Raw genomic sequence first — 23017 nt, 5'->3', positions numbered from 1 at the left:
GGTGCGCAGCGTGGTGTCCGCCCGGCCCGACCAGCACGCCCTGCTGGCCGGGGTCACCGCCCCGGTGCTGGTGGTCGCCGGCGCGGAAGACGCCACCTTCCCGGTGGCAGAAACCCGCGCCATGGCCGACTCGATCCCCGGCGCGTCCTTCGCCGTGCTCGACCGGGTCGCGCACCTGGCGGCGCTCGAAGAGCCCGCGCGGGTCAACGAGCTGCTGGACGCATTCTTGTTCGGACACCGACGGTGAGGCAGCGGTAGTCGCCCGGACAATCAACCGAAATACCTCCGAAACACGCCCCACGTAGCTTCGGCAGCGAAGGGCCGATCGGGAGGCGACATGAAAGGTCTACATTGCGGGGCCGGCCGGATCCGTGGCGCCCCCACAGCGAAGCGGTGATCGCCGATGGCGTCGGCGCCGACGAAAACACACTGCCCTTACTGCTCCCTGCAGTGCGGGATCACCCTGGACACCTCGGGGGGTCAGGTGGCGCTCGCGCCACAAAACGACTTTCCGACCAATCGTGGCGGGTTGTGCGCCAAAGGCTGGACGGCCGCTGACCTGCTGGGCCATCCGGAACGTCTGACGCGCCCACTGGTTCGCGACGGACGCGGCTCACCGCTGCGCCCCGCCACCTGGAACGAGGCACTCGAAAAAGTCGTCGCGGCATTCCAAGACGCTCAGCGCCGGCACGGGCCGGACGCCGCGGGCTGCTTCGGCGGTGGCGGCCTGACCAACGAGAAGGCTTATCAGCTGGGCAAGTTCGCGCGCGTGGCGCTGTGCACCTCGGCGATCGACTACAACGGCCGCTTCTGCATGTCGTCTGCGGCCGCCGCAACGAACCGATCGTTCGGTATCGACCGGGGACTGCCGTTCCCACTGGCTGACATCGCCGGAGCCGACGTGGTCCTGCTGGTCGGCAGCAATCCCGCCGAGACGATGCCGCCGGCGATGCAGTTCTTCGAACAGGGACGGGCACGGGGTGCCAAGCACATCGTGGTGGATCCTCGGCGCACTTTGACCGCTGCTCGTGCCGACCTGCACCTGCAACCGGTCCCGGGCACGGACTTGGCCCTGGCCAACGGCATGCTCAATGTCGTTGCCCGCGAGGGTCTTATCGACGAGAAATACGTCTGCGAACGCACCACGGGATTCGAGGCGGTGCGCCGCGCCGTGCGCCTGTACTGGCCGGACCGGGTGGAGCGCATCACCGGCGTGCCCGAGAACGACATCGTGGCGGCGGCCCGGCTGCTCGCCAACGCCGGTCGCGCGATGATCCTCACCGCTCGGGGGGCCGAGCAGCACAGTTCCGGCACCGACACGGCGCAGGCGTTCATCAATCTCGCCCTGGCACTGGGGCTGCCAGGCCGTCAATACAGCGGTTTCGCCACCATCACGGGACAGGGCAATGGGCAGGGCGGTCGCGAACACGGGCAGAAGTGCGACCAGCTACCTGGTTATCGCAAGCTGGACGATCCTGTCGCTCGGGCCCACGTGGCGCAGGTATGGGGCATCAACCCCGCCGACCTGCCGTCCTCGGGCCGGTCGGCATACGAGATGCTCAGCGGCATCGGCAATCCCGGTGGCGTACGGGCGTTGTGGGTGCTGGCGTCCAACATCGCGGTGTCCGCACCGAACTCGACGTACGTCGCCGAAAAGCTGGCGGAGCTGGACTTTCTCGTGGTGTCTGACATTTTCCTGTCCGAGACCGCCGCGCTGGCCGACGTGGTGCTGCCCACCACGCAGTGGGCTGAGGAGTCGGGCACCATGACGAACCTGGAAGGGCGGGTGATCCTGCGCCGGGCGGCGGTTTCGCCGCCCGGGGAGGTGCGCTCCGATCTGGACGTGATGACCGATCTGGCAAAACGACTGGGGGCACAAGGCTTTTCGGCCGAACCCCAGGAGGTGTTCGAGGAACTGCGTCGGGCAAGTCAGGGCGGTAAGGCCGACTACAGAGGAATCAGCTATGAACGGATCGAGGCCCACGACGGGGTGTTCTGGCCTTGCCCGTCAGCGCTGTACCCCGACACGCCGCGACTGTTCGTCGAGGACTTCCCCACGCCCGACCGCAGGGCCCGCTTCCACGCGACCGAACAACGCGCCGCCGCCGAACTGCCCGATGACGACTACCCGTACTACCTGACGACCGGGCGAGTGTTGCGCCAATACCAATCCGGGACCCAAACCCGGCGCGTGGCAAAACTTTCCGATGACGAATCCGAACCGGTGGCCGAGTTGCATCCCGCACTGGGTCGACGGATCGGAATCGCTGACGGCGACAAGGTCCGCCTCAGCACGCGCCGGGGTGAGGTCGTGATGAGAGCCCGCCTGGACGACAGCATTCGGCCCGACACCGTCTTCGCACCGTTTCACTGGGGCGGCGCGGGATGTATCAACCGGCTGACCAATCCGGCGCTCGACCCGCAGTCCCGCATGCCGTCGTTCAAGGTATGTGCGGTCGCCGTGTCCGCAATTCACGCCGGGCCGATCGTTTCCAGGGAAGGAGATTGACACATATGGGTGACGGCAGCACGCCCCGATTCCTGCAGGGCGCCTTCGCGTTCGACGGCAAGGGCTACGACGCCCCGGTGCCGCTCGACGCGTCGATGCGCTACCTGGTGCCGGCGGGCGCGATCGCCCAGCCGGTGTATTTCCGCGGCGGCAACAGCACTGAGGAGCTGATCACCGTCGTGGTGATGCGCGACGGCGCCCCGATGCGCTACTTCCCGATCGGCGCCAAAGCCGCCGTACACGTGCCGCTGCGGGTCGTCGAAGACCTGCTCGCCGACACCGTTCTCGAGGTTTTCCTCGCCGCACCGGACGGGCTGAGCGGCACGGTGTTCGTCGACATCGGCCTGGTCGAAATCTAGCCCCCGCGAGGATCATTCATGACCACACTCGTTCAATGCGAAACCAACGGCCACCGTCCGCCGACCCGGGCCGCCCTGGTGGTGGTCGGTAACGGCATGGCGGGAGCGCGGGCGCTCGAGGAGATCATCGCGCGCGGCGGCAGTGAGCGGTTCTCCATCACCGTGTTCGGCGACGAACCGTACGGTAACTACAACCGGATCTTGCTCTCCAACGTGCTGGCCGGCTCCGACGATGCGCGTGAAATCTATCTCAATCCGCTGGACTGGTACGGTGACAATGACATTGACCTGCGAGCGGGAGTGCGGGTGGTGCGCGTGGACCCCTTTGCGCACCTGGTGCACGCCGACGACGGCAGCACCGTGCGCTACGACAAGCTGATCCTGGCCACCGGCAGCAGGTCGTTCTTCCCGCCGGTGGCCGGCATCTGGTCGGACGACAAGACTCTCGCCCCCGGCGTCTTCGGCTTTCGCACACTCGACGACTGCGCAGGCATGATCGGCTTCGCCGACGGGCGAAGCCGGGCGGCCGTGATCGGTGGCGGTCTCTTGGGTCTGGAGGCCGCCCGAGGCCTGCAGAACCGGGGACTGCAGGTGGGCGTCGTACAGGGCGGTCCGACGTTGATGAACGCTCAACTCGACGATCAAGGGAGCGGCATCCTGCGGCGGCTGGTCGAGGCGCTGGGAATCGAGGTGTACACGGGCAAGAGAACCACCAGGATGCTCACTCGAGACGGGTCACCGTCGGCGATCGAGTTCGACGACGGCAGCCGGCTGCCGTGCGACATGGTGGTGATGGCGGCAGGCATCCGGCCGAATGTCGGGTTGGCGGTGCGCGCCGGTTTGACCGTCGAACGCGCCATCGTCGTCGACGATCACCTGCGCTCGGTCGATGACGGCGACATCTACGTGGTAGGCGAATGCGCACAGCACCGCGGCCAGGTCTACGGCCTGGTGGCGCCGCTGTGGGAGCAGGCCACCGTGCTTGCCGATCATTTGACGGGCGTCAATCCCCGTGCGGCATACCATGGTTCGCGCACGGCAACCAAGCTCAAGGTTGCCGGTGTGGACGTGGCGGCAATGGGCATCAAGAGCCCCGAACGCGACGACGACGAATTCGTGCAGTACTCCGAGCCGCGGCGGGGTGTGTACAAGACCGTTGTGGTGCGTGACGACAAATTGGTCGGGGCGACGCTGGTCGGCGATGTCAGCAAGGTGGCGTTTCTGATGCAGGCCTTCGACCGCGGCCTCCCGCTACCGCCCGAGCGCGTCTCGCTGATGTTCGACATCGGCGGTGCTCCGGACCCAGCCACCGGGGCGGCCGAATTGTCCGACGACGCTCAAGTATGCAACTGCAACGGGGTCGACAAGTCCGCGATCGTGCGGTGCGTGAGAGACGGGCAGACGTCACTCGAGGGGGTGATGTCGGCGACCCGCGCCGGCAAAGGATGCGGATCCTGCAAGGGCCTGGTCGCGCAGCTCGTCGAGTGGGCGGCCTCGGAAGCCGGGGCCGCGATTTCGCACGACGCCGCGGCCAATTGGTACGTGCCGGGGATCCCTTACGAGAAGCCGGAGCTGATGCGCAGGATCCGCGAGCTCGAACTGCACTCGGTGTCATCTGTTTTCGCCGCGCTGGCGCCGGAGGGCCGCGAGGACGCCGGATCCAAAATGGCGTTGTCCTCGCTGCTGCACATGATGTGGGGCGACGAATTCGTCGACGAGCGCGACGGCCGGTTCATCAACGACCGGGTGCACGGCAATATTCAGCGGGACGGAACGTTCTCCGTGGTGCCCCAACTCAAGGGCGGGGTGACCAGCGCCGAGCAACTGCGCAAGATCGCGGACGTCGCCGACAAGTACCGCATCCCGATGATCAAGCTCACGGGCGGCCAGCGCATCGATCTGCTGGGCGTGCGCAAGGAAGACCTCCCGCTGGTGTGGGCGGACCTCGGCATGCCGTCCGGGTATGCATACGGCAAAAGCTTCCGCACCGTCAAAACCTGTGTGGGAAGCGACTTTTGCCGCTACGGCCTGGGTGATTCGACGGCGCTGGGCATTGCGATCGAGGAGCGCTTCCAAGGCATACCCAGCCCCGGCAAGATGAAGCTCGCGGTGACCGGGTGCCCCCGCAACTGCGCCGAAGCACTGTGTAAGGACGTCGGCGTGGTCGCAATCGAAGGCGGGCAGTGGCAGATCTACGTCGGCGGCGCCGCCGGCGCACACGTGCGCAAGGGCGACCTGTTGACCACCGTCGGCACCCCGGCCGAGGTGATTGCGCTGACCGGGCGGTTCCTGCAGTACTACCGCGAAAACGCCAACTGGCTGGAGCGCAGCTACGACTTCGTCCCGCGGGTGGGCATCGACCGGATTCGCAACATCGTGGTCTTCGACAGCGACGGCATCGCCGCCGACCTGGATGCCCGCATGCAGAAGTCGGTCGACTCGTACCGAGATCCGTGGACCGATGGCCGAGAAGCCGCGAATGCCAGCCAATTTCGCTCGTCGTTGCCGCTGATCCCGCTGCCCCAGGTGCCGGTGCGATGAGTGATGTCAACCTGGGACCGGTGGATCAGATCCCGGTCGGAGAGGGCCGAACCTTTGTCGTCGACGGCCGGCAGATCGCGGTGTTCCGGTGCCGGGACGGCTCGCTGCGTGCGCTTGACGCCGTGTGTCCGCATCGCGGCGGTCCGCTGGCAGACGGGCTCATGGACGCCGACGTCGTCATCTGCCCGCTGCACGGCTTCACCTACGACCTGGCATCGGGATGCGAGGTCGCCAACGGTGGAGCGCCGGTCACCGCCTATCCCGTTCACGCCGACGACGGGTCGGTTCACCTGCGGGTCGATGGGAAAGTCCACGCCTGATCACTGAACCATTTCGGTTCCGGCCCCGTGCACCAGTGCGGTGGATTAACCGAGCCACGATCGGGGTATCGGAGCAGTGCTGGCGCACGGGCTTGCCGTCAGCTTGTTGGGGTTTGCCGGCGCGTCGCCGCAACGTCCCGCAGGGACGGGAGCGTCGGCGCGCCGCCCGATCGGCCAGGACGCGAGGACGTGAAATGCTTGGGCAACTTTACGATCGGGCACTTGGCGGGGAGCGATGTTGGATCCGTCATGACGACGGCGAACTGCGGCCACTGCCGGCGCACCGATGGTTGGGTGCCCGATGTCCCGGTGATGGATCTGGTGACGCCTTCGACGAAATCTTCGACGAAGCCGTCACGCAGATGTGCACCGGGCCGACAATCGAGCTGGGTTGCGGGCCGGGCCGGTTGGTGGCGAGGCTGATTCAGCGGGGCATCCCCGCACTGGGCATCGACCGGTCCGCGACCGCCATCCAGCTGGCGGGTCGCGGTGGTGCACCGGCACTGCTGGGCGACGTGTTCGAGCCGCTGCCGGGAACGGGCCTGTGGCAGACGGTTTTATTGGTCGACGGCAACGTCGGGCTCGGCGGGGATCCGCGACGAATCCTCGGGCGCGCCTTCGAGCTGCTGGCCCGCGGCGGGCGTTGCGTGGCCGAGTTCGAGGCCGAGGCCATCGGGATCTGTTCGCGCTGGGTGCGTCTGGAGTCGGCGGGGGAGGTCGGCCCCTGGTTCCGCTGGGCGTCCGTGGGGGTGGACAGCGCCGCCGCGCTGGCCACGCAGGTGGGGCTGACGCTGACCGGCGTCAGCCTTGTCGGTGGCCGGGTCATCGCCGACCTGGTGGCCGGGTAAGCGTGTCGTACACAGCAAAATTCGGCGAACGCAGCGAACAATTAAAAGCTGTTCAAACAGCGTAAATATCGTGGTCAGCGAGCACGCCCGGCAAAGCGGTTCCAGCACGGCGCCCCGTTCTGTGGAAACGTCAGTTTGCGAAACGCCGTGAGGGGTACAGTCCCGTTCATGACGGCGAATGGACCGGGCATTACCAATTGCGTGAAATGGTTGCTGCGGGCCCGCCCCGGTGACTATGCGCTGGCGTTGAGTGTGGCCGGGGCTTCGCTGCCCGTGGTCGGCAAGCATCTCGAGCCCCTCGGCGGGTTGACCGCCATGGGTGTCTGGGGCGCGCGGCACGCGCCGGAGGCGATCTCCGCGGCGACCAAAGACTGGTTCACCCCCGGCATCAACGACGTCCGGCGCCGTGACCGCGCCAGCACCCAGCAGGTCTCCCTCGCCGCCTTGCGCGGGGTCGTGGCGGCCGCGGATCTCGAGACGGACTGGCCCGTCGCCGAGAAGACACCGCCGATCTGGGATGGCCTGCGCCAGCGCCGCTACCTTTATCGCCGCGCCGTGCACTACGGGGACCACCCCGATCAGGTGCTCGACGTCTGGCGGCGCAAAGACCTGCCCGCCCAACCCGCGCCGGTGCTGATCTTTTTGCCGGGCGGCGCCTGGGTGCACGGCAAGTGCATGGGCCAGGGGTCGGCGCTGATGTCCCGGCTCGCCGAGCAGGGCTGGGTGTGCCTGGCGGTCAACTACCGCGTCTCGCCGCACCACCGCTGGCCGCGCCACATAGTCGACGTCAAGACCGCCATCGCGTGGGCGCGCGCCAACGTCGACAAGTTCGGCGGCGACCGGGATTTCGTTGCGGTAGCGGGATGTTCGGCCGGTGGCCACCTGAGCGCGCTGGCCGGCCTGACGCCCGACGACCCGCAGTTCCAGGCGAAGCTGCCCGAGGGCGCGGACACCTCGGTGGACGCCGTCGTCGGGATCTACGGCCGCTACGACTGGGAGGACCGCTCGACGCCGGAGCGCGAGCGGTTCGTCGAATTCCTGGAGCGGGTCGTGGTGAAGAAGTCGATCGCCCGTCGCCCCGACATCTTCCGCGACGCGTCTCCGATCGCGCGCGTGCACCGAAACGCGCCGCCCTTCTTGGTCATTCACGGCAGCAAAGACACCGTGATCCCGGTCGAGCAGGCGCGCAGCTTCGTCGAGCGGCTGCGGGCGGTGTCGCATTCGATGGTCGGCTACCTGGAATTCCCCGGCGCCGGTCACGGCTATGACCTGCTCGACGGCGAGCGAGCCGGCGCCGCGGCGCACGTCACTTCGCTGTTCCTGAACCAGATTTACCGCACCAAGACACGCGTCGGGGCAAAAGAGGTTATCTGAACAGCCACCGCTGAGTATGGTCCCTCTATGGGCAAGGGGCAGGGGTGAAGAGGCTTAGCGGGTGGGACGCCGTACTGCTGTACAGCGAAGCGCCGAACGTGCACATGCACACCATCAAGGCCGCCGTCATCGAGCTGGACGCTGACCGCCGGTCACTGGACGTCGACACCTTTCGCGAAGTCATCGCCGGGCGGCTGAGCAAGCTCGACCCGTTCTGCTACCAGCTCGTCGAGGTGCCCTTCGGCTTCCACCACCCGATGTGGCGGGAGAACTGCGAACTCGACCTGAACTATCACATCCGCCCCTGGCGGGTGTCGCCGCCCGGGGGCCGCCGGGAACTGGACGAGGCCATCGGGCAAATCGCCAGCACCCAGCTCGATCGCAGCCGGCCGCTGTGGGAGATGTACTTCGTGGAGGGCTTGGCCAACAACCGGATTGCGGTCGTCGGCAAAATCCACCACGCCCTTGCCGACGGCGTCGCCTCGGCGAACCTGTTGGCCCGCGGCATGGATCTGCAGCCGGGCCCGGAAGGCAAGCCGTACGTGTGCGACCCGGCCCCCACCTCGCGGCAGCTGATGGTGTCGGCCTTCGCCGATCACATGCGCCATGTCGGGCGGCTGCCGCACACCATCCGCTACACCGCCCAAGGTGTTGGGCGGGTGCGCCGCAGCACACGCAAGTTATCCCCGGAGCTGACCCGGCCCTTCGAGCCGCCGCCGACCTTCATGAACCACAAGATCACCCCGGAACGGCGGTTCGCCACCGCCACCCTGGCCCTGGCCGACGTCAAGGAGACCGGCAAGCGGCTCGGGGCGACGATCAACGACATGGTGCTGGCCATGGCGACCGGGGCGCTGCGCACCCTGCTGTTGCGGTACGACGGCAAGGCCGAACCGCTGTTGGCGTCGGTGCCGATGAGTTTCGACTTCTCGCCCGAACGGATCTCGGGCAATCGCTTCACCGGCGTGCTGGTGGGCCTGCCGACCGATTCCGACGATCCGCTGGAGCGGGTGCGGTGCAGCCACGAGAACGCCATCGCCGCCAAGGAAAGCAACCAGCTGATGGGCCCGGAGTTGGTCAGCAGGTGGGCGGCCTACATGCCGCCCCGGCCCACCCAGGCCTTCTTCCGCTGGGCGTCCGGTCGCGACGGACACAACAAGATCCTCAACCTGAACATCTCCAACGTCCCGGGACCGCGCGAGCGCGGCCGGGTGGGCGGGGCGCTGGTCACCGAGATCTATTCGGTGGGGCCGTTGACCGCCGGCAGCGGCCTGAACATCACCGTGTGGAGCTATGTCGACCAGCTCAACATCTCGGTGCTCTGCGACGGGTCCACGCTCGAAGACCCGCACGAGGTTTCCGACGCCATGGTCGCTGACTTCATCGAAATTCGCAGGGCCGCAGGGCTTTCCGAAAAGCTGACGGTCGTCGAGGCGGCGATGGCTCCGGCCTGACCGGGCCGGATCGGTAGCTGATCACCTTCGGCGGTAAGCGGGATCTCGGGGGACGTTAACGCCATTTCCGGCGACCGTTACCATCGGTCCGACAGAGCTATCCGAATGCCACCCCATTCCCTGAAGGAGCTGTGCGGCCCGTGAGCACTGGGAACGACGACGCCAACGAACCCGAAGTTCTGGTCGAACAACGGGATCGAATCCTCATCATCACGATCAACCGGCCCAAGGCCAAGAACGCGGTCAACTCCGCGGTGGCCAACGGCCTGGCCGCCGCAGTCGACCGGCTCGACAACGAGACCGGCCTGTCGGTCGGCATCGTCACCGGCGCGGGCGGCTCGTTCTGCGCCGGCATGGACCTCAAGGCCTTCGCCCGCGGCGAACTGCCCATCGTCGAGGGTCGTGGCATGGGCTTCACCGAGCGTCCGCCGGTCAAGCCGCTGATCGCGGCGGTGGAGGGCTACGCGCTGGCCGGCGGCACCGAGCTGGCCCTGGCGACCGACCTGATCGTGGCCTCCAAGGACTCGGCGTTCGGCATCCCGGAGGTCAAGCGTGGGCTGGTCGCCGGCGGTGGCGGGCTGCTGCGGCTGCCGCAGCGCATCCCGTCGGCGATCGCCATGGAGCTGGCGCTGACCGGTGAGAACCTGAGCGCGGAGCGTGCGCATGCGCTGGGCATGGTCAATGTGCTGGCCGAACCGGGCGCGGCGCTGGACGCCGCGATCGCGCTGGCCGAAAAGATCGCGGCGAACGGGCCGCTCGCGGTGGCCGCCACCAAGCGGATCATCGTCGAGTCCCGCGGCTGGAGCCCCGACGAGATGTTCGCCGAGCAGAACAAGCTGCTGGCCCCGGTGTTCTCCTCCAACGACGCCAAGGAGGGCGCCATCGCCTTCGCCGAGAAGCGCCCGCCCAAGTGGACGGGCACCTAACCCGCGAGCAGACGCAAAAGCCCCCGCACGCTCGGCGTGTCGGGGGCTTTTGCGTCTGCTCGCGGTACTAAGCCGTCAGATAGCGCTGCACCGTCGGCCCCAGCCAGGCGACCAGGTCCTCGACGGGGGTCGACGCGAGTGGCTCGATCTTCAGCTGGTAGCGCGCGAAAGCCAGGCCGGCCAGGTGGCTGGCCACCAGCTCGACACGTAGCTCGGCATCGGCCACCCCGAATTCCGCCGCGACCCGCTTGGCGATCGGGCCGGCAAGGCTGCCGTGCAACACCTTTCGCGCCTCGGGGTGGATCGCCGCCGAACGCCACAGCGTCAGGAACGGCTCGAAGACGGCGCCTTCCTCCCAGTGCTCGAGGAAGCGCCGAACCAGCCTTTCGCCGATCCGTTCGGTCCCGTCGTCGAGCAGCGTGGCCAGCTGATGCAACGGGTGCTCGGGACCGGTCAGCGTGGACGCGGTGAACAGGCCTTCCTTATTGCCGAAAAAGTAGTAGACCATCGCGACGTCCACACCGGCGTCGGCCGCGATCGCTCGGACGGTGGCCCGCTCGTACCCGTCACGCATGAAGCGTTCACGCGCCGCATCGATGATGCGCTGTCGGTTCAGTTGACCGGTGCGCCACCGGCCCGCGCGCCGCGCTTCTGGCATGCGCGCCAGGATACTTCAACAAGCGTTGGCAAATACCGACGCGCGGCGTACGTTAGTTGTTGAACGGTAGTTGAAGTATTCGGCGGAGGAGTCTTCCATGGTGACGAGCACGCGCCGACGCCTTTGGTGGCGGCACCTGATGTCTGTCCTGCTGTTCCCGGTAACGGTGACGCTCGTGGTGCCGGCCTTGGTCGTCGGCCCGGCCGGCGTGCACGCCCCGCACCTGGACGCCGCGCTGAGGGCCGGCCTGATCACCGTCGGCTGTCTGCTGATCGCCGCCGGCGTGGCCCTGATGATCTGGACGAACGTGCTGTTTGACCGCGTGGGCGAGGGCACGCTTGGGCTGGGCAACGTGATGGGGGAGCCCGTCCATCTGGTCGTGCGGGGCCCGTACCGGCACGTGCGGAACCCGATGATCACCGGCGTGCTGTGCATCCTGCTCGGCGAGGCGGCCGTCATCGCGTCGGTTCCGTTATTGCTTTGGTTCGCAATCTTTTTCACGTTCCAGGCGCTCGCAATTCGGTTCTGGGAGGAGCCCCATCTCGCCGAGCGCTATGGCGGTGAATACGTCGACTATCGGGGCAACGTGCCGCGCTGGATCCCGCGAGTGTCGGCCTGGGATCCGCCCGCTCGTCGCTGAGTTGGTGGGAAAGCGCGGCCTTGTCATGGGCGCCGACGAACCGGCCGGTGACCAGGGCGCCCGTCGCCCGGCAAGCTCAACATCGGGGGGCCACCCGGCTGAGTTACACTGCAGGCGAGATCTGTAAAGGGCCGGGAATCCAGAAAGATCGAGGATGAGCATTTCGTTGCTGCTGGAGATGGCCGCGTCGGGCAACGCCGAGCGCACGGCCGTGGTGTCCGGGGACCTGCGACTGACGACGCAGCAGCTCAGCGATCTCGCCGACGGTGGCGCGGGGGTGATCGCCGCGTCGAACGCCAGGCACGTCGCGTATGTGGGCACCGGCGGCGCGATGCTGCCTGTGCTGATCTTCGCGGCCGCGCGCGCCGGCGTGCCCTTCACGCCGATCAACTACCGGCTCGCCGCCGACGGCATCCGGGCGCTGATCGAGCGGCTGCCCGAGCCGTTGGTGATCGTCGACGGTCGCTACCGCGACGCCGTCGGCGATGTGTCGGACCGCGTGATCGTGTCCGACGATTTCCTGGAGGCCGCGCGCACCGCCGAACCGGCGGCCGAGTTTCCCGACCCGGACTCCGTGGCGATCGTGCTGTTCACCTCCGGCACCACCTCGCAGCCCAAGGCCGTCGAGCTCTCACACAACAACCTGACCAGTTACATCACCGGAACGGTGGAATTCGGGGCGGCCGAAGAGACCGACGCCGCGCTGATCTGCGTGCCGCCGTACCACATCGCCGGGGTCAGCGGCGCGCTGTCGAATCTGTATGCCGGCCGCAAGATGGTGTACCTGCCCAATTTCGATGCGCGGGAATGGGTTCGGCTGATCAACGCCGAGAACGTGACCACCGCGACGGTGGTGCCGACGATGCTGGACCGCATCATCACCGTGCTGGACAACGGCGACGGGACGGCCGTCGAGCTGCCGTCGCTGCGCAACCTGGCCTACGGCGGGTCCAAGGTCGGTCTGCCGCTGGTGCGCCGCGCGCTCGAACTGCTGCCCAACGTGGGCTTCGTCAACGCTTACGGCCTGACCGAGACCAGCTCGACGATCGCGGTGCTGACGCCCGACGACCATCGCGCCGCGCAGGCGGCGTCGACCCCGGAGGCCGCCCGGCGGCTGGGATCGGTCGGCCAGGCGGTGGCGGGAATCGAGCTGCAGATCCGCGACGAGGCCGGCAACGTGTTGCCGCCGGGTGAGACCGGCGAGCTGTTCGTGCGCGGCGAGCAGGTGTCGGGCCGCTACACCGGCATCGGCTCGGTGCTCGACGAGAACGGCTGGTTTCCCACCAAGGACATCGCCATGCTTGACGACGAGGGCTACCTGTTCATCGGTGGGCGCAGCGACGACACCATCATCCGCGGCGGGGAGAACATCGCGCCCGCCGAGCTGGAAGAAGTCCTGGTCGAGCACCCGCAGGTGCGCGATGTCGCGGTGGTCGGCGTCGAGGATCCGCAGTGGGGCCAGGCGATCGTCGCCGTGGTGGTGCCGGCGGCGGGCACCGACCCCGACCCCGACGAATTGCGCGAATTCGTCCGCAAGAGTTTGCGCGGTTCGCGCACTCCCGACGAGGTAGTGTTTCGCGACGAGCTGCCCACCACCGCGACCGGCAAGGTCTTGCGGCGGGAGATCATCCAGACCCTCACCGGATTGCGCGCCGCACCGGCCCAGCAGTAAGCGATCAAGGACGGAAATCAATGATCAAGAACGGAACTCGTCTCGCCAGCCAGGTGTGTGACACCCAGGTGATCGTCGTCAGAAGCGCCGACAGCCTGGAGGACTTGCGGTGTGGTGGAGTGCCGATGGTGCCGGTCGGTGGCGAGCGGTCGGGCGAATTGGACCCGGCGTTCGCCGACGGCACGGTCATGGGCAAGCGCTACGTCGACGAGACCGGCGCCGAGGTGCTGGTGACCAAGCCGGGCGCGGGCAGCCTGAGCATCGGGCAGACCGCCCTGCAGCTCAAAGAGGTCAAGCCGCTACCCGCCAGCGACTGAGCGGGTCAGCGCGCGGCGTCCTGTTTACCCGGAATTTTGTTGCGGGCAACGAATTCCTTTGCCTTGATCAGGAATTCGAGCTGCTCACCGACCTGGTGCAGCGGGCCGGCGTTGCGGGTGGAGCGGGAGAGCACGATGGCGCCCTCCAGTGCGGCGATGGACATCACGGCCAGCGAGGCGGCGTCGGCGTCGTCGAAGCCGTCGTTGACGAACGCGCGGGTCAGCGCGGTGCACCAGCGGCCCAGGATGGCGCCCGCTTCGGCGGAGAGCTTGGGACCGTCGTCGTCCGAACAGCCGATCGCCGCCGCCACGACCGGACACCCGGCGGTGAAACCGCCGTCGGTGAGCAGCCGCTCCCAGAACCCGACGAACTCGGCCAGCAACACCCGGGCGCCCCGGCCGGCCGCGTCGTCGATCATGGCGGTGATGGAGTCACCCGAGTAGCGCAGCGCCTCGGTCAGAATCTGGTTGCGGCCGTCGGGAAAGTGGTAGTAGACCGAGCCCCGCGGGGCGCCGCTGCGGGCGAGCACCGCGTCGATGGTCACGCCGGCCGCGCCGCGCTCGCGCATCACCTCGGCGGCGCTGGCCAGCATCTTCGTGCGGGTGCCCCCGCGTTTTGCCCGCGCCTGGTCAGGCGCGGCTTCACCGATAGTCGGCGTGGGCGTACCTCCCATGGCTCGGGTCATGCCGCGTGCGAGTGGCGCAACGCCGGCCAGTGCATATGACGTGGGCTGAAGCGGAATGTGCGGCGCCGCAAGTCTGGCATCTCGCGGGTGTACTGATAGCCGGCGACGTTGAGCTCGATGATCCACATGATGTTCTCCCGGCCTGTGTGCGGCCCTAGATTATGCTATGAACCATATAAGACATCCGTAAATTAAGCAATTTCTCAGGCGAAGTGTGACGCACACCGCACAAATGGCGGGTGGACCGGGCCGCGAACCGCAGCCGCGGATGCATATCGGCCGCCAAAATATGCCCTATTGCATAATGGCTAGAGCTCCGCCGCGCTGGGCGCATGGTCCACCTCAACCGGCCGCACAAACGCAGCGCCTTCGATCGTGCGATGCTGACGGCGCTGTCCGAGCATGTAATCGTTCGTCGAACGCACCAGGCCCGCTTCGTGACGCGCTAAGACCGGAACGCCGAACGTGCACTCAGGGCGTTTTTTCTGCCGATTTTTCGACGTGAGTGCACGTTCGGCAGGTAACGGCCTCAGCCCTCGATGGTGTGGCCCATCGGCATCAGCACGCTCTTTTGCTGGGTGAAGTGCTCGACGCCCTCCGGCCCGTTCTCACGGCCGATGCCGGAGTTCTTGTAACCGCCGAACGGGCAGCACGGGTCGAACGCGTACCAGTTGATGGCGTAGGTCCCGGTGCGGATCTTCTCCGAGACCTCGATGCCGTGTTGCACATCGGCGGTCCACACGCTGCCGGCCAACCCGTACACCGAGTCGTTGGCGATCTTGATCGCGTCCTCTTCGGTGTCATAGGGGATGATCGACAGCACCGGCCCGAAGATCTCTTCCTGGGCGATCGTCATCTTGTTGTCGACGTCGGCGAAAACCGTTGGCTGCACGAAGAATCCGCTGTCCAGGCCCTCCGGGCGGCCGCCGCCGGTCACCAGCCGGGCGCCCTCCTCGATGCCCTTGGCGATGTAGCCCTCGACGCGGGCGCGCTGCTTCTCCGAGATCAGCGAGCCGATCTGGGCGGCCGGGTCCGACGGCAGGCCCACCGGCAGCGCCTGCACGAAAGTGCTTATCGCATCGACGATTTCGTCATACCGCGAGCGCGGCGCCAGGATGCGGGTCTGGGCCACGCAGGCCTGCCCGGTGTTCATGATCCCGGAGAACACCAGCATCGGGATCGACGCGGCCAGGTCGACGTCCTCGAGCACGATGGCGGCCGACTTTCCGCCCAGCTCCAGGGTGCACGGCTTGAGCATGTCCGCGGCGCGACGGCCGATCTCCTTGCCGACGGCCGAGCTGCCGGTGAAGGAGAAGATGTCGACGTCCGGGTTGGAGGTCAGCGCCTGCCCGGTCTCGATGCCGCCGGGCACCACCGAGAGCACGCCCTCGGGCAGCCCGGCCTCGGCGAAGGCCTCCGCCAAAGCGTTTGCGCTCAGCGGGGTTTCGGCGGCCGGCTTGAGCACTACCGTGCAGCCGGCCAGCAGCGCCGGGCCCAGCTTGTTGACGGCCAGGAACAGCGGCACGTTCCACGCGACGATGGCGCCCACGACGCCGATCGGCTCGCGGTGCACGATGCTCTGCCCGTAGCCGCCGGTGCGGACCTCTTTCCACTTGACCTGGTCGACGGCCGGACCGGCGAAGAAGTTCAGCGCGCCGATCGAGCTCATCCAGTGCATGGTCTCGACGCTGGTCGGCGGCTGGCCGGTCTCGGCGGCGAGCAGCTGGGTGAACTGGTCCTTGCGCTCCTCCATCAGCTTGAGCGCGTTGGCGATCACGGCCGCGCGCTCCTTGGGCGGGGTGGTGGGCCAGGGGCCGTTGTCGAAGGCCGCGCGCGCCGCGGCGACCGCGGCGTCGACGTCGGCGGCCGCGGCCAGCGGCACCTTCCCGACGTATTCACCGGTGGCCGGACAGTGCACCTCGATGACATCGGAGGTGGATGGTTCCGTCCACTTGCCGCCGATGAAAAGCTTGTCGTATTCGGTCTTGCTCTCGGCCATCTGCGCCGCTCCTCCTCATTGCTCCGCGCTGCATCGTCGCCGGCGCGCATGGGCGCCACCCTACCCAAGCCGGGGCAAAACGAGAACACGTTTCACTCTTGGGGTTGCAGGACCAGCACGAGATTGCTGACCAGGAACTCGCGTAGCAGCGGCACCGAGGTCAGCCACCACGCCCATCGTGGGTGGTAGCGGGGAAATGCGGCCAGGGTGGCGCCGGTGCTGATCGCCCAGTCCAAGCCGTCGGCGGCGGACACCTCGAACAACGACGACCCGTAGTTGTTTTTGGGCGGATGGCCGTGTTTGCGGGTGTAGCGCGCGGCGGCCCGGGCACCGCCCAGGTAGTGCGTCAGGCCCATCTCGTGGCCGCCGAAGGGGCCCAGCCAGACGGTGTAGGACAGCACGGCCAGCCCGCCAGGCTTGGTCACCCGCAGCATCTCGGCGCCGAGCTGCCAGGGCCGCGGCACGTGCTCGGCGACGTTGGAGGACAGGCAGATGTCCACGGAGTCGTCGGCGAAGGGCAGCGCCATGCCCGAGGCGCGCACGCACGGCGCCGCCCCGCGGGCGGCCGCCGGCCCGGCGTGCATCTCGCCGGGGTCGGGTTCGACCCCGATATAGCGGATTCCGGCCTCGGTGAAGGCCGTCGCGAAGTAGCCGGGGCCGCCGCCGACGTCCAGCAGCGTGCGCCCGGCCGCGGAGGCGCCGTGGGTGCCGCGCCATAGATCGCCCACCATCGCCACGGTATCGGCCGCCAGGGCGCCGTAGAACCGGGCCGGATCCGACTGCTCGTGACGAAACTCCGACAGCAGCCGCACCGAGCGGGTCAGCGTCGCCCGGCGCGCGAAGAGGTCGGTGGCGCCCACCGGCCACACCCTACGGATGTGCTGACGTGCCCGGCACGCATCGCCGCCGGTTAGGCTGGCGACCGATGTCTTCCTTGCGCTCCGTGCTGCTGCTGTGCTGGCGCGATACCGGGCACCCGCAGGGCGGCGGCAGCGAAGCCTATTTGCAGCGCATCGGCGCGCAGTTGGCCGCCTCCGGCATCGCCGTCACGCTGCGCACCGCCCGCTATCGCGGCGCGCCGCGCCGCGAGGTGGTCGACGGCGTGCGGATCGACCGCGCCGGCGGTCGGTATTCGGTGTACGTCTGGGCGTTGCTGGCGATGGCCATGGCCCGGCTGGGGCTCGGCCCGCTGCGCAAGGTGCGGCCCGACGTGGTCGTCGACACGCAGAACGGCCTGCCCTTTTTGGCCCGGCTGATCTACGGCCGCCGGGTGGTGGTGCTGGTGCACCACTGCCACCGCGAGCAGTGGCCGGTGGCGGGTCCGGTGCTCGGCCGGCTCGGCTGGTTCATCGAGTCGACGCTGTCGCCGCGGGTGAACCGGCACAACCAGTACGTGACGGTGTCGCTGCCGTCCGCGCGCGACCTGGTCACCCTGGGCGTCGACGGCGCCCGTATCGCGGTGGTGCGCAACGGCCTCGACCGGGCTCCGGCGCAATCCTTGACCGGCCCCCGCTCGGCGGCGCCGCGCGTGGTGGTGCTGTCGCGGCTGGTGCCGCACAAGCAGATCGAGGACGCCCTGGAGGCGGTCGCGCGGCTGTTGCCGCGGATACCGGGTCTGCACCTGGACATCGTCGGCGACGGCTGGTGGCGCGACCGGCTCGTCGAGCACGCGCAGCGGCTCGGCATCTGCTCGTCGGTGACCTTCCACGGCCACGTCGACGACCTCACCAAACACCATGTCCTGCAAGGGGCTTGGGTGCATCTGCTGCCCTCCCGCAAGGAGGGCTGGGGCCTGGCCGTCGTCGAGGCGGCCCAGCATGGGGTGCCGACCATCGGCTACCGATCCTCGGGCGGCCTGTCGGACTCGATCGTCGACGAGGTGACCGGGATCCTGGTGGACAGCCACGCCGAGCTGGTGGATCGGCTCGAAGAACTGCTCGCCGATCCGGTGCTGCGCGATCAACTGGGCGCCAAGGCGCACACCCGCAGTGGCGAATTCTCCTGGACGCAAAGCGCCGACGCGATGTGCGGCGTGCTGGAAGCGGTGCAAGCCGGCCGCACGGTCAATGGGCTAGTCACCGGGCCGGGCTGAACGGGTGCGGCGCCGCCACGCGCCGATCACCGCGCCGGCGCCCCCGCCCAGCAGCAGCGCCAACCACGCCAGATGGGCGATCACCGTCACGGTCCGCTGCCCGGCGGCCACCGGGGCGGTCCGCCCGCCGATCCGGTAGAGGGCGATCTCGCGGTCCCGATAGACCGGCGCCAGCGCCCCCAGGGTGCGGGCGGCCGACCCCATGTCGCCGGCGCTGTCGGATTCGACCACCAGCCAGGCCACGCCGGCCGCGGCCAGCGCCGCCGGGTCGGGGCCGGACAGCAGCAGCTGCTGCACGGCCCGGGCGTGCGCGCCCTCGCCGGCGATGGTGGTCCCCGAGATCACCAGGTCACCGGTGCTCAGCACGTCGGCGCGCACCCAGCGGGGCAGCGGATCCAACACCGGTGCCGCGCCCGACCAGGAGAACAGCCGCATGGTGCCGGCGGGTAACACCGCTATCGATCCTGGCTGCGCATTGACCGCCGCGGCGACGGCCGTCCAGCCGCGCGGATAGCGCACGGGCGCCACCTTGCCGAACACTCCCCAGCCCAGGTCCGGTAGCGCCAGCAGCAGCGCCAGGCAGCAGACCAGCGCCGGGGCGGCGGCCCCAGGGAGTCGCAGTCGGCGGCGCAGCGTCACCACCGCGCCGGCGCCCGCCAGCGCGTAGCCGGGCATCGCCAGCGCCACCCACTTCTGGCCGTCGCGTAGCACCCCGAAGCCGGGCACGGTGTCGACCACCGTGCCCAGCACCGCCACGCCGGGACCGGTGGCCAGGGCCGCCGGGATCAGCACCGACACGGCGGCCAGCACCAGCAGCGGCACCGCCACCGGGCGCCGGACGACCGTGGGCAGGCCCGCGGCCACCACGCCCAACAGCACCACCGCCGAGAACACCGCGAAAAGCGTGGTGCGCGAACCGGGTACGGCGTCGCCGTTCCAGATGCCGCCGAGGCTGACCAGGCTGCCCAGGGTGCCCAGGCCGGGCTCGGCGCGCGGGGCGAACGCCTCCACCCCCAGCCGGTTGGCCGCGGTGTGGGCGGTCAGCGACGAGCCCATCACCGACGCCGTCAACCACGGCAGCGCCGCCACCAGGGCGGCGCCCAACGCCGTCGCGGCGCACCACCGGCGCGGCCGGCCGCTACCGGGCACCACCACGCAGGCCAGCGCCACCGTCGCGGCGAGCAGCAGCCCGGTCGGGGTCAGCCCGGCGAGCGCGATCCAGAAGGCCAGCCCCAAGGGCCCGAACCGGCTCGAGGTCGGTGCCGTCCGCAGCGTGACCATCGCGGCCGCCACCCAGGGCAGGCAGCCGTAACCGACCAGCAGGCTCCAATGCCCTTGCAGAAGCCGTTCCGCGACATAGGGATTCCAGATCGCGACGGTGGTGGCGACGAACTGGCCGGGCGCGCCCGCGCAGGGCAGCGTGACCGCGACCAGCCGGGCCGCGCCCCATCCCGCCAGCCACAGCCCGGCCACCAGCAGCGCCTTGACCACGACGCCGCCGTCGACCAGCTGGGAGGCCAGCGCCACCGCGAAGTCCTGGGGGGTGGCGCGCGGCGCCGACGTCAGCCCCAGCGCGGTATCGGACAGATAGGACCGCGGCGTCGACACCGCGTCGCGCAGCAGCAGGTATCCGGGCGCCAGGAGCGGCCCGACCACCAGCAGCGCCAAGACCAGTGCGTACCCGGGTCGGGTCCAGCGCACGGTTAACGCATCCGGGCCGGGCTATTCCCGGTCGTGCGTGCCGGGCGGGTGGGATTCGGTGTGCCCCGCCTCGGTGGGCTCATCCGGGCCGGGCGGGTCGGAGCCGGGCGGACCGGTCTCCTGGCGCGCCTCGGGCCGTTGGGTGGGCAGCTTCTCGGTCTCGGCCTCGGCGCCGGGCACCGGTTCCTCGAGGCCGCTGCGGCCGAAGAAGTCCTGGTCGCCACGGTCTAGGCCGGGGTCGGTCAGCGCGCTCTCGCTGCGCAGGCTGAACGACGCGAGCAGCCCCCCGCCGATCAGCGCGATCAGACCGACCGCGGTGAAGGTGATCGGCAGGACGCGCGACCACAGCGCCAGCCGGTCGCGCTCGTCGCGGGCGGCGTTCACCTGGGATTCGACGGTGTCCTGGTTCGAGGTGACCTTGTAGTCGGCCAGCGTGAGCTCCGGCTTGAGCGGATCGCGGGCGAAGTAGTGATCGGCGTGCTCGGTCTGTTTGACGATGGTGCCCGACACCGGGTCCACCCAGAAGGTGCGCTGCGCCGCGTAGTAGCGGGTCATGGTGATCTGTTCGTTCGGGTCACCGCCCTGCACGCCCCACATCGCCGCCGACGTGGTCTGCTTGGCATCCTCGTTGCCCGCCAACAGCGACGGGTAGGCCACCGGGGCCACCAGCTTGCCGTCGGCGTTGTAGCCGACGTTCTGGGTGAACTTGTACGTGGTCAGCCCGTTGACGTCTTCCTGGGTGTCGTAGTTGACGTCGAACGCCTTCTGCGCGATCGGATCGAAGTAGGGGTAGGTCTTCTTCTCGGTGTGGAACGGGAACCGGTAGGACAGCCCGTCGTGGCGCAGCGGCATCGCGGTGGGCGGGTTCTCGTCGTTGACGGCACGCGGCTTCTGGACCGAACCGCCGGCGTGGGTGTCGTCGGAGACAGCCAGCGCGGTCTTGCGGTTGAGCGTGACGGTGTCGACGATCGCCAGCAGCAGCCCGCTGTCCTTTTGCTTGTCCGTGCGCCGCAACGAACTTCCGACCTGCAGCGTGACCACGTCGGAGTTGGCGGGCGACTCGACGCTGATCTGCTGCTGGGAGACCAGCGGCACGTTCTGGTTGACGATGACGTGGTCGGTCGACAACGACGCGGAGTCCAGTGCGGTCCCGGTGCCGTCACCGATCAGCGTGGCGTCGATGTTCAGGGGCACCTTGGTGATCCTGCTGGTGGTGTACGTCGTCAAAAGCAGCGCGGCGATCAGCAGGGCGGCTCCGAGTCCGATGATCCCGCATGCGGCGAACCGCAACATGACTGCTCGGTTCACGTCGCTGTGCCCTCCTCAATTTCCTTGCTTCATCAGCCGCGACCCGACCCGAGCAGGCAAGCCCGGGGCAAACTCGTTTGACCCTAACAGCAGAAAGTAAGGCAGCGACTTACGAACCTGTTGCTCGCGCGGACGGGTCCTTCGGGTGTACCGAATGGCCGGACCACACGGCACAGGCAAACTGTGGTGGTGAGCGATGACCAGCGGGTGGGCGGGGTGCGCAGCTTCCTGCCGGCCGTGGAAGGCATGCGCGCCTGCGCGGCCATGGGCGTGGTGGTCACGCACGTCGCGTTCCAGACCGGACACTCCAGCGGCGCCACCGGCAGGCTGTTCGGCCGCTTCGACCTGGCCGTGGCGGTGTTCTTTGCGCTGTCGGGTTTTCTGTTGTGGCGCGGGCATGCCGGGGCGGCACGGGGTTTGGGGTCGCGTCCGGCCACCGGGCACTACCTGCGGTCGCGGGTGGTCCGGATCATGCCCGCCTATGTGGTCGCCGTGGTCGTGATCCTGACGCTGTTGCCCGACGCCGACCACGCCAGCCCGACGGTGTGGCTGGCCAATCTGACACTCACCCAGATTTATGTGCCGTTGACGCTGACCGGCGGGCTGACCCAGATGTGGAGCCTGTCGGTCGAGGTCAGCTTTTATCTGGCGCTGCCGGTTCTCGCGCTGCTGGCCCGCCGCCTGCCGGTGCGGGGCCGGGTGCCGGCGATCGCCGCGCTGGGCGCGCTGAGCTGGGCGTGGGGGTGGCTCTTCGCGGCCGACTCGGCCTCGGGTATCAACCCGCTGAACTGGCCGCCGGCGTTCTTCTCCTGGTTCGCCGCCGGCATGCTGCTGGCCGAGTGGGTGCACAGCGGGATCGGGCTGCCACACCGGATTGCGCGCCGGCGGTGGGTGATGGCGGCCGTCGCGGTGGTCGCCTACCTGATCGCGGCGTCGCCGCTGGCGGGTCCCGAAGGTCTGGTGCCCGGCACCCCGGCCCAGTTCGCGGTGAAGACCGCGATGGGCTCCGTGGTGGCCTTCGCGCTGGTCGCGCCGCTGGTGCTGGATCGGGTGGACACCGCGCATCGCATCTTGGGGACGACCGCCATGGTGACGTTGGGCCGCTGGTCCTACGGGTTGTTCGTGTGGCATCTGGCGGCGTTGGCGATGGTGTTCCCGGTGCTCGGGACGTTCCCGTTCACCGGCCGCATGCCCACGGTGCTGGTGCTGACGCTGATCTTCGGTTTCGCGATCGCCGCGGTCAGCTATGCGCTGGTCGAGTCGCCGTGCCGAGAAGCGTTGCGCCGCTGGGAGAAACGAGAGAAGCCGGCCGAGACGGCTCAGGATGTCGACGCCGAGGCCGACGCGATCGCGCCGTGAGCCCGCCCGGACGGCGACCTGAATTCCCCTTCCGATGCGGTACCGAAGGTCTCGAAACCTCTTTTTTGGGTAACCCCGAGTGTGAGAGAGCGGCGGGTCGCGGGTGCCGGAAGCGGCAAGGCAACGAAGTCGCTTCGGTCCAGGAGAGGCGTTCGACAATGGACAACGACACGATCGCGGCACGGCCGATGGCGGACACGCCACACGAGGAGTTGCGTCCTGGCGAGCGTCCGCTCTCGCCGGATGACGATCCC

The 23017-nt window shown here is 68.6% G+C and carries 21 protein-coding genes; 14 read left to right on the top strand and 7 right to left on the bottom strand.

The features are described from left to right. The 9 genes from A5646_RS12265 to A5646_RS12225 form a co-directional block, all read left to right on the top strand. The coding region (locus A5646_RS12265) for an alpha/beta fold hydrolase (RefSeq protein ID WP_197499565.1) at positions 1–247 on the top strand (247 nt) is incomplete at its 5' end. 156 nt (positions 248–403) lie between these two features. Beyond that, a complete protein-coding gene (locus A5646_RS12260) occupies positions 404–2509 on the top strand; it encodes a molybdopterin oxidoreductase family protein (RefSeq protein WP_066866030.1) in 2106 nt (701 codons plus the stop codon). A gap of 5 nt (positions 2510–2514) precedes the next feature. Further along, positions 2515–2868: a molybdopterin oxidoreductase gene (locus A5646_RS29415; RefSeq protein WP_066866029.1), complete on the top strand. Its 354-nt coding sequence runs from the start codon at positions 2515–2517 to the stop codon at positions 2866–2868. Between the two features lie 18 nt (positions 2869–2886). Beyond that, a complete protein-coding gene (nirB, locus tag A5646_RS12250) occupies positions 2887–5409 on the top strand; it encodes a nitrite reductase large subunit NirB (RefSeq protein WP_067021888.1) in 2523 nt (840 codons plus the stop codon). Continuing rightward, entirely contained in the window at positions 5406–5729 is a 324-nt protein-coding gene (locus A5646_RS12245) for a Rieske 2Fe-2S domain-containing protein (protein WP_066866025.1), read from the top strand. The genes nirB and A5646_RS12245 overlap by 4 nt, the downstream gene beginning before the upstream one ends. Positions 5730–5923: 194 nt before the next feature. Continuing rightward, positions 5924–6577, top strand: a complete 654-nt coding sequence (locus A5646_RS12240; protein ID WP_066866023.1) for an SAM-dependent methyltransferase — start codon at positions 5924–5926, stop codon at positions 6575–6577. A 168-nt stretch (positions 6578–6745) separates the two neighbouring features. Beyond that, the gene (locus tag A5646_RS12235; RefSeq protein ID WP_066866021.1) at positions 6746–7951 is read left to right on the top strand and encodes an alpha/beta hydrolase; all 1206 of its coding nucleotides are present in this window, start codon (positions 6746–6748) and stop codon (positions 7949–7951) included. Positions 7952–7995: 44 nt separating this feature from the next. Then, entirely contained in the window at positions 7996–9405 is a 1410-nt protein-coding gene (locus A5646_RS12230) for a wax ester/triacylglycerol synthase family O-acyltransferase (protein WP_066866019.1), read from the top strand. 131 nt (positions 9406–9536) lie between these two features. Continuing rightward, the gene (locus A5646_RS12225; RefSeq protein WP_369806937.1) at positions 9537–10331 is read left to right on the top strand and encodes a crotonase/enoyl-CoA hydratase family protein; all 795 of its coding nucleotides are present in this window, start codon (positions 9537–9539) and stop codon (positions 10329–10331) included. Between the two features lie 67 nt (positions 10332–10398). On the opposite strand, the gene A5646_RS12220 is transcribed toward A5646_RS12225, so the two are convergent. Continuing rightward, positions 10399–10989 carry a TetR/AcrR family transcriptional regulator gene (locus tag A5646_RS12220; protein WP_066866014.1) on the bottom strand — a complete coding sequence of 197 codons (591 nt, stop codon included), beginning with the start codon at positions 10987–10989 and terminating at the stop codon, positions 10399–10401. A 97-nt stretch (positions 10990–11086) separates the two neighbouring features. Here A5646_RS12220 and A5646_RS12215 point away from each other — a divergent pair, with 97 nt between their 5' ends. The 3 genes from A5646_RS12215 to A5646_RS12205 all read left to right on the top strand — a co-directional run bounded on the left by A5646_RS12215 (position 11087) and on the right by A5646_RS12205 (position 13618). Then, the gene (locus tag A5646_RS12215) at positions 11087–11629 is read left to right on the top strand and encodes an isoprenylcysteine carboxylmethyltransferase family protein (RefSeq protein WP_067021886.1); all 543 of its coding nucleotides are present in this window, start codon (positions 11087–11089) and stop codon (positions 11627–11629) included. 154 nt (positions 11630–11783) lie between these two features. Continuing rightward, positions 11784–13301, top strand: coding sequence for a class I adenylate-forming enzyme family protein (locus A5646_RS12210; protein ID WP_067021885.1), 1518 nt, complete (start codon positions 11784–11786; stop codon positions 13299–13301). Between the two features lie 20 nt (positions 13302–13321). Next, complete coding sequence (locus A5646_RS12205; RefSeq protein ID WP_066877786.1) at positions 13322–13618, top strand: hypothetical protein; 297 nt, start codon at positions 13322–13324, stop codon at positions 13616–13618. A gap of 5 nt (positions 13619–13623) precedes the next feature. On the opposite strand, the gene A5646_RS12200 is transcribed toward A5646_RS12205, so the two are convergent. The 4 genes from A5646_RS12200 to A5646_RS12190 all read right to left on the bottom strand — a co-directional run bounded on the left by A5646_RS12200 (position 13624) and on the right by A5646_RS12190 (position 17163). Continuing rightward, on the bottom strand, positions 13624–14211 hold the full coding sequence (locus A5646_RS12200; RefSeq protein ID WP_066877785.1) for a TetR/AcrR family transcriptional regulator: 588 nt from the start codon (positions 14209–14211) through the stop codon (positions 13624–13626). Between the two features lie 89 nt (positions 14212–14300). After that, positions 14301–14432, bottom strand: coding sequence for a hypothetical protein (locus tag A5646_RS30240; protein ID WP_255361682.1), 132 nt, complete (start codon positions 14430–14432; stop codon positions 14301–14303). A 401-nt stretch (positions 14433–14833) separates the two neighbouring features. After that, positions 14834–16303, bottom strand: a complete 1470-nt coding sequence (locus tag A5646_RS12195; RefSeq protein ID WP_066866004.1) for an aldehyde dehydrogenase — start codon at positions 16301–16303, stop codon at positions 14834–14836. A gap of 92 nt (positions 16304–16395) precedes the next feature. Continuing rightward, positions 16396–17163, bottom strand: a complete 768-nt coding sequence (locus tag A5646_RS12190; RefSeq protein WP_067021892.1) for a class I SAM-dependent methyltransferase — start codon at positions 17161–17163, stop codon at positions 16396–16398. Positions 17164–17228: 65 nt separating this feature from the next. Here A5646_RS12190 and A5646_RS12185 point away from each other — a divergent pair, with 65 nt between their 5' ends. Next, positions 17229–18395: a glycosyltransferase family 4 protein gene (locus A5646_RS12185; RefSeq protein ID WP_067021883.1), complete on the top strand. Its 1167-nt coding sequence runs from the start codon at positions 17229–17231 to the stop codon at positions 18393–18395. On the opposite strand, the gene A5646_RS12180 is transcribed toward A5646_RS12185, so the two are convergent. Both A5646_RS12180 and A5646_RS12175 read right to left on the bottom strand, forming a co-directional pair. Continuing rightward, positions 18375–20096 carry a hypothetical protein gene (locus A5646_RS12180; RefSeq protein ID WP_067021881.1) on the bottom strand — a complete coding sequence of 574 codons (1722 nt, stop codon included), beginning with the start codon at positions 20094–20096 and terminating at the stop codon, positions 18375–18377. The genes A5646_RS12185 and A5646_RS12180 overlap by 21 nt on opposite strands. A 21-nt stretch (positions 20097–20117) precedes the next feature. Beyond that, the gene (locus A5646_RS12175) at positions 20118–21404 is read right to left on the bottom strand and encodes a DUF3068 domain-containing protein (RefSeq protein WP_197505177.1); all 1287 of its coding nucleotides are present in this window, start codon (positions 21402–21404) and stop codon (positions 20118–20120) included. A 183-nt stretch (positions 21405–21587) separates the two neighbouring features. On the opposite strand from A5646_RS12175, the gene A5646_RS12170 reads away from it, so the two are divergent. After that, positions 21588–22763, top strand: coding sequence for an acyltransferase (locus A5646_RS12170; RefSeq protein ID WP_067021879.1), 1176 nt, complete (start codon positions 21588–21590; stop codon positions 22761–22763). Positions 22764–23017: the final 254 nt, after the last annotated feature.

It is taken from the genome of Mycobacterium sp. 1245499.0, from assembly GCF_001673615.1.
Classification (GTDB): Bacteria; Actinomycetota; Actinomycetes; order Mycobacteriales; family Mycobacteriaceae; genus Mycobacterium; species Mycobacterium europaeum_A.
The sequence above is the reverse complement of the archived record's forward strand: the minus strand, read 5'-3'. Positions and strand labels throughout refer to the sequence as shown.

Bases quoted from the DNA above. Each gene is read 5' to 3' on its own strand.
- A5646_RS12260 (WP_066866030.1), top strand. From the start codon at position 404: ATGGCGTCGGCGCCGACGAAAACACACTGCCCTTACTGCTCCCTGCAG.
- A5646_RS29415 (WP_066866029.1), top strand. From the start codon at position 2,515: ATGGGTGACGGCAGCACGCCCCGATTCCTGCAGGGCGCCTTCGCGTTC.
- nirB (WP_067021888.1), top strand. From the start codon at position 2,887: ATGACCACACTCGTTCAATGCGAAACCAACGGCCACCGTCCGCCGACC.
- A5646_RS12245 (WP_066866025.1), top strand. From the start codon at position 5,406: ATGAGTGATGTCAACCTGGGACCGGTGGATCAGATCCCGGTCGGAGAG.
- A5646_RS12240 (WP_066866023.1), top strand. From the start codon at position 5,924: ATGCTTGGGCAACTTTACGATCGGGCACTTGGCGGGGAGCGATGTTGG.
- A5646_RS12235 (WP_066866021.1), top strand. From the start codon at position 6,746: ATGACGGCGAATGGACCGGGCATTACCAATTGCGTGAAATGGTTGCTG.
- A5646_RS12220 (WP_066866014.1), bottom strand. From the start codon at position 10,989: ATGCCAGAAGCGCGGCGCGCGGGCCGGTGGCGCACCGGTCAACTGAAC.
- A5646_RS12215 (WP_067021886.1), top strand. From the start codon at position 11,087: ATGGTGACGAGCACGCGCCGACGCCTTTGGTGGCGGCACCTGATGTCT.
- A5646_RS12210 (WP_067021885.1), top strand. From the start codon at position 11,784: ATGAGCATTTCGTTGCTGCTGGAGATGGCCGCGTCGGGCAACGCCGAG.
- A5646_RS12205 (WP_066877786.1), top strand. From the start codon at position 13,322: ATGATCAAGAACGGAACTCGTCTCGCCAGCCAGGTGTGTGACACCCAG.
- A5646_RS12200 (WP_066877785.1), bottom strand. From the start codon at position 14,211: ATGCTGGCCAGCGCCGCCGAGGTGATGCGCGAGCGCGGCGCGGCCGGC.
- A5646_RS30240 (WP_255361682.1), bottom strand. From the start codon at position 14,432: ATGTGGATCATCGAGCTCAACGTCGCCGGCTATCAGTACACCCGCGAG.
- A5646_RS12195 (WP_066866004.1), bottom strand. From the start codon at position 16,303: ATGGCCGAGAGCAAGACCGAATACGACAAGCTTTTCATCGGCGGCAAG.
- A5646_RS12185 (WP_067021883.1), top strand. From the start codon at position 17,229: ATGTCTTCCTTGCGCTCCGTGCTGCTGCTGTGCTGGCGCGATACCGGG.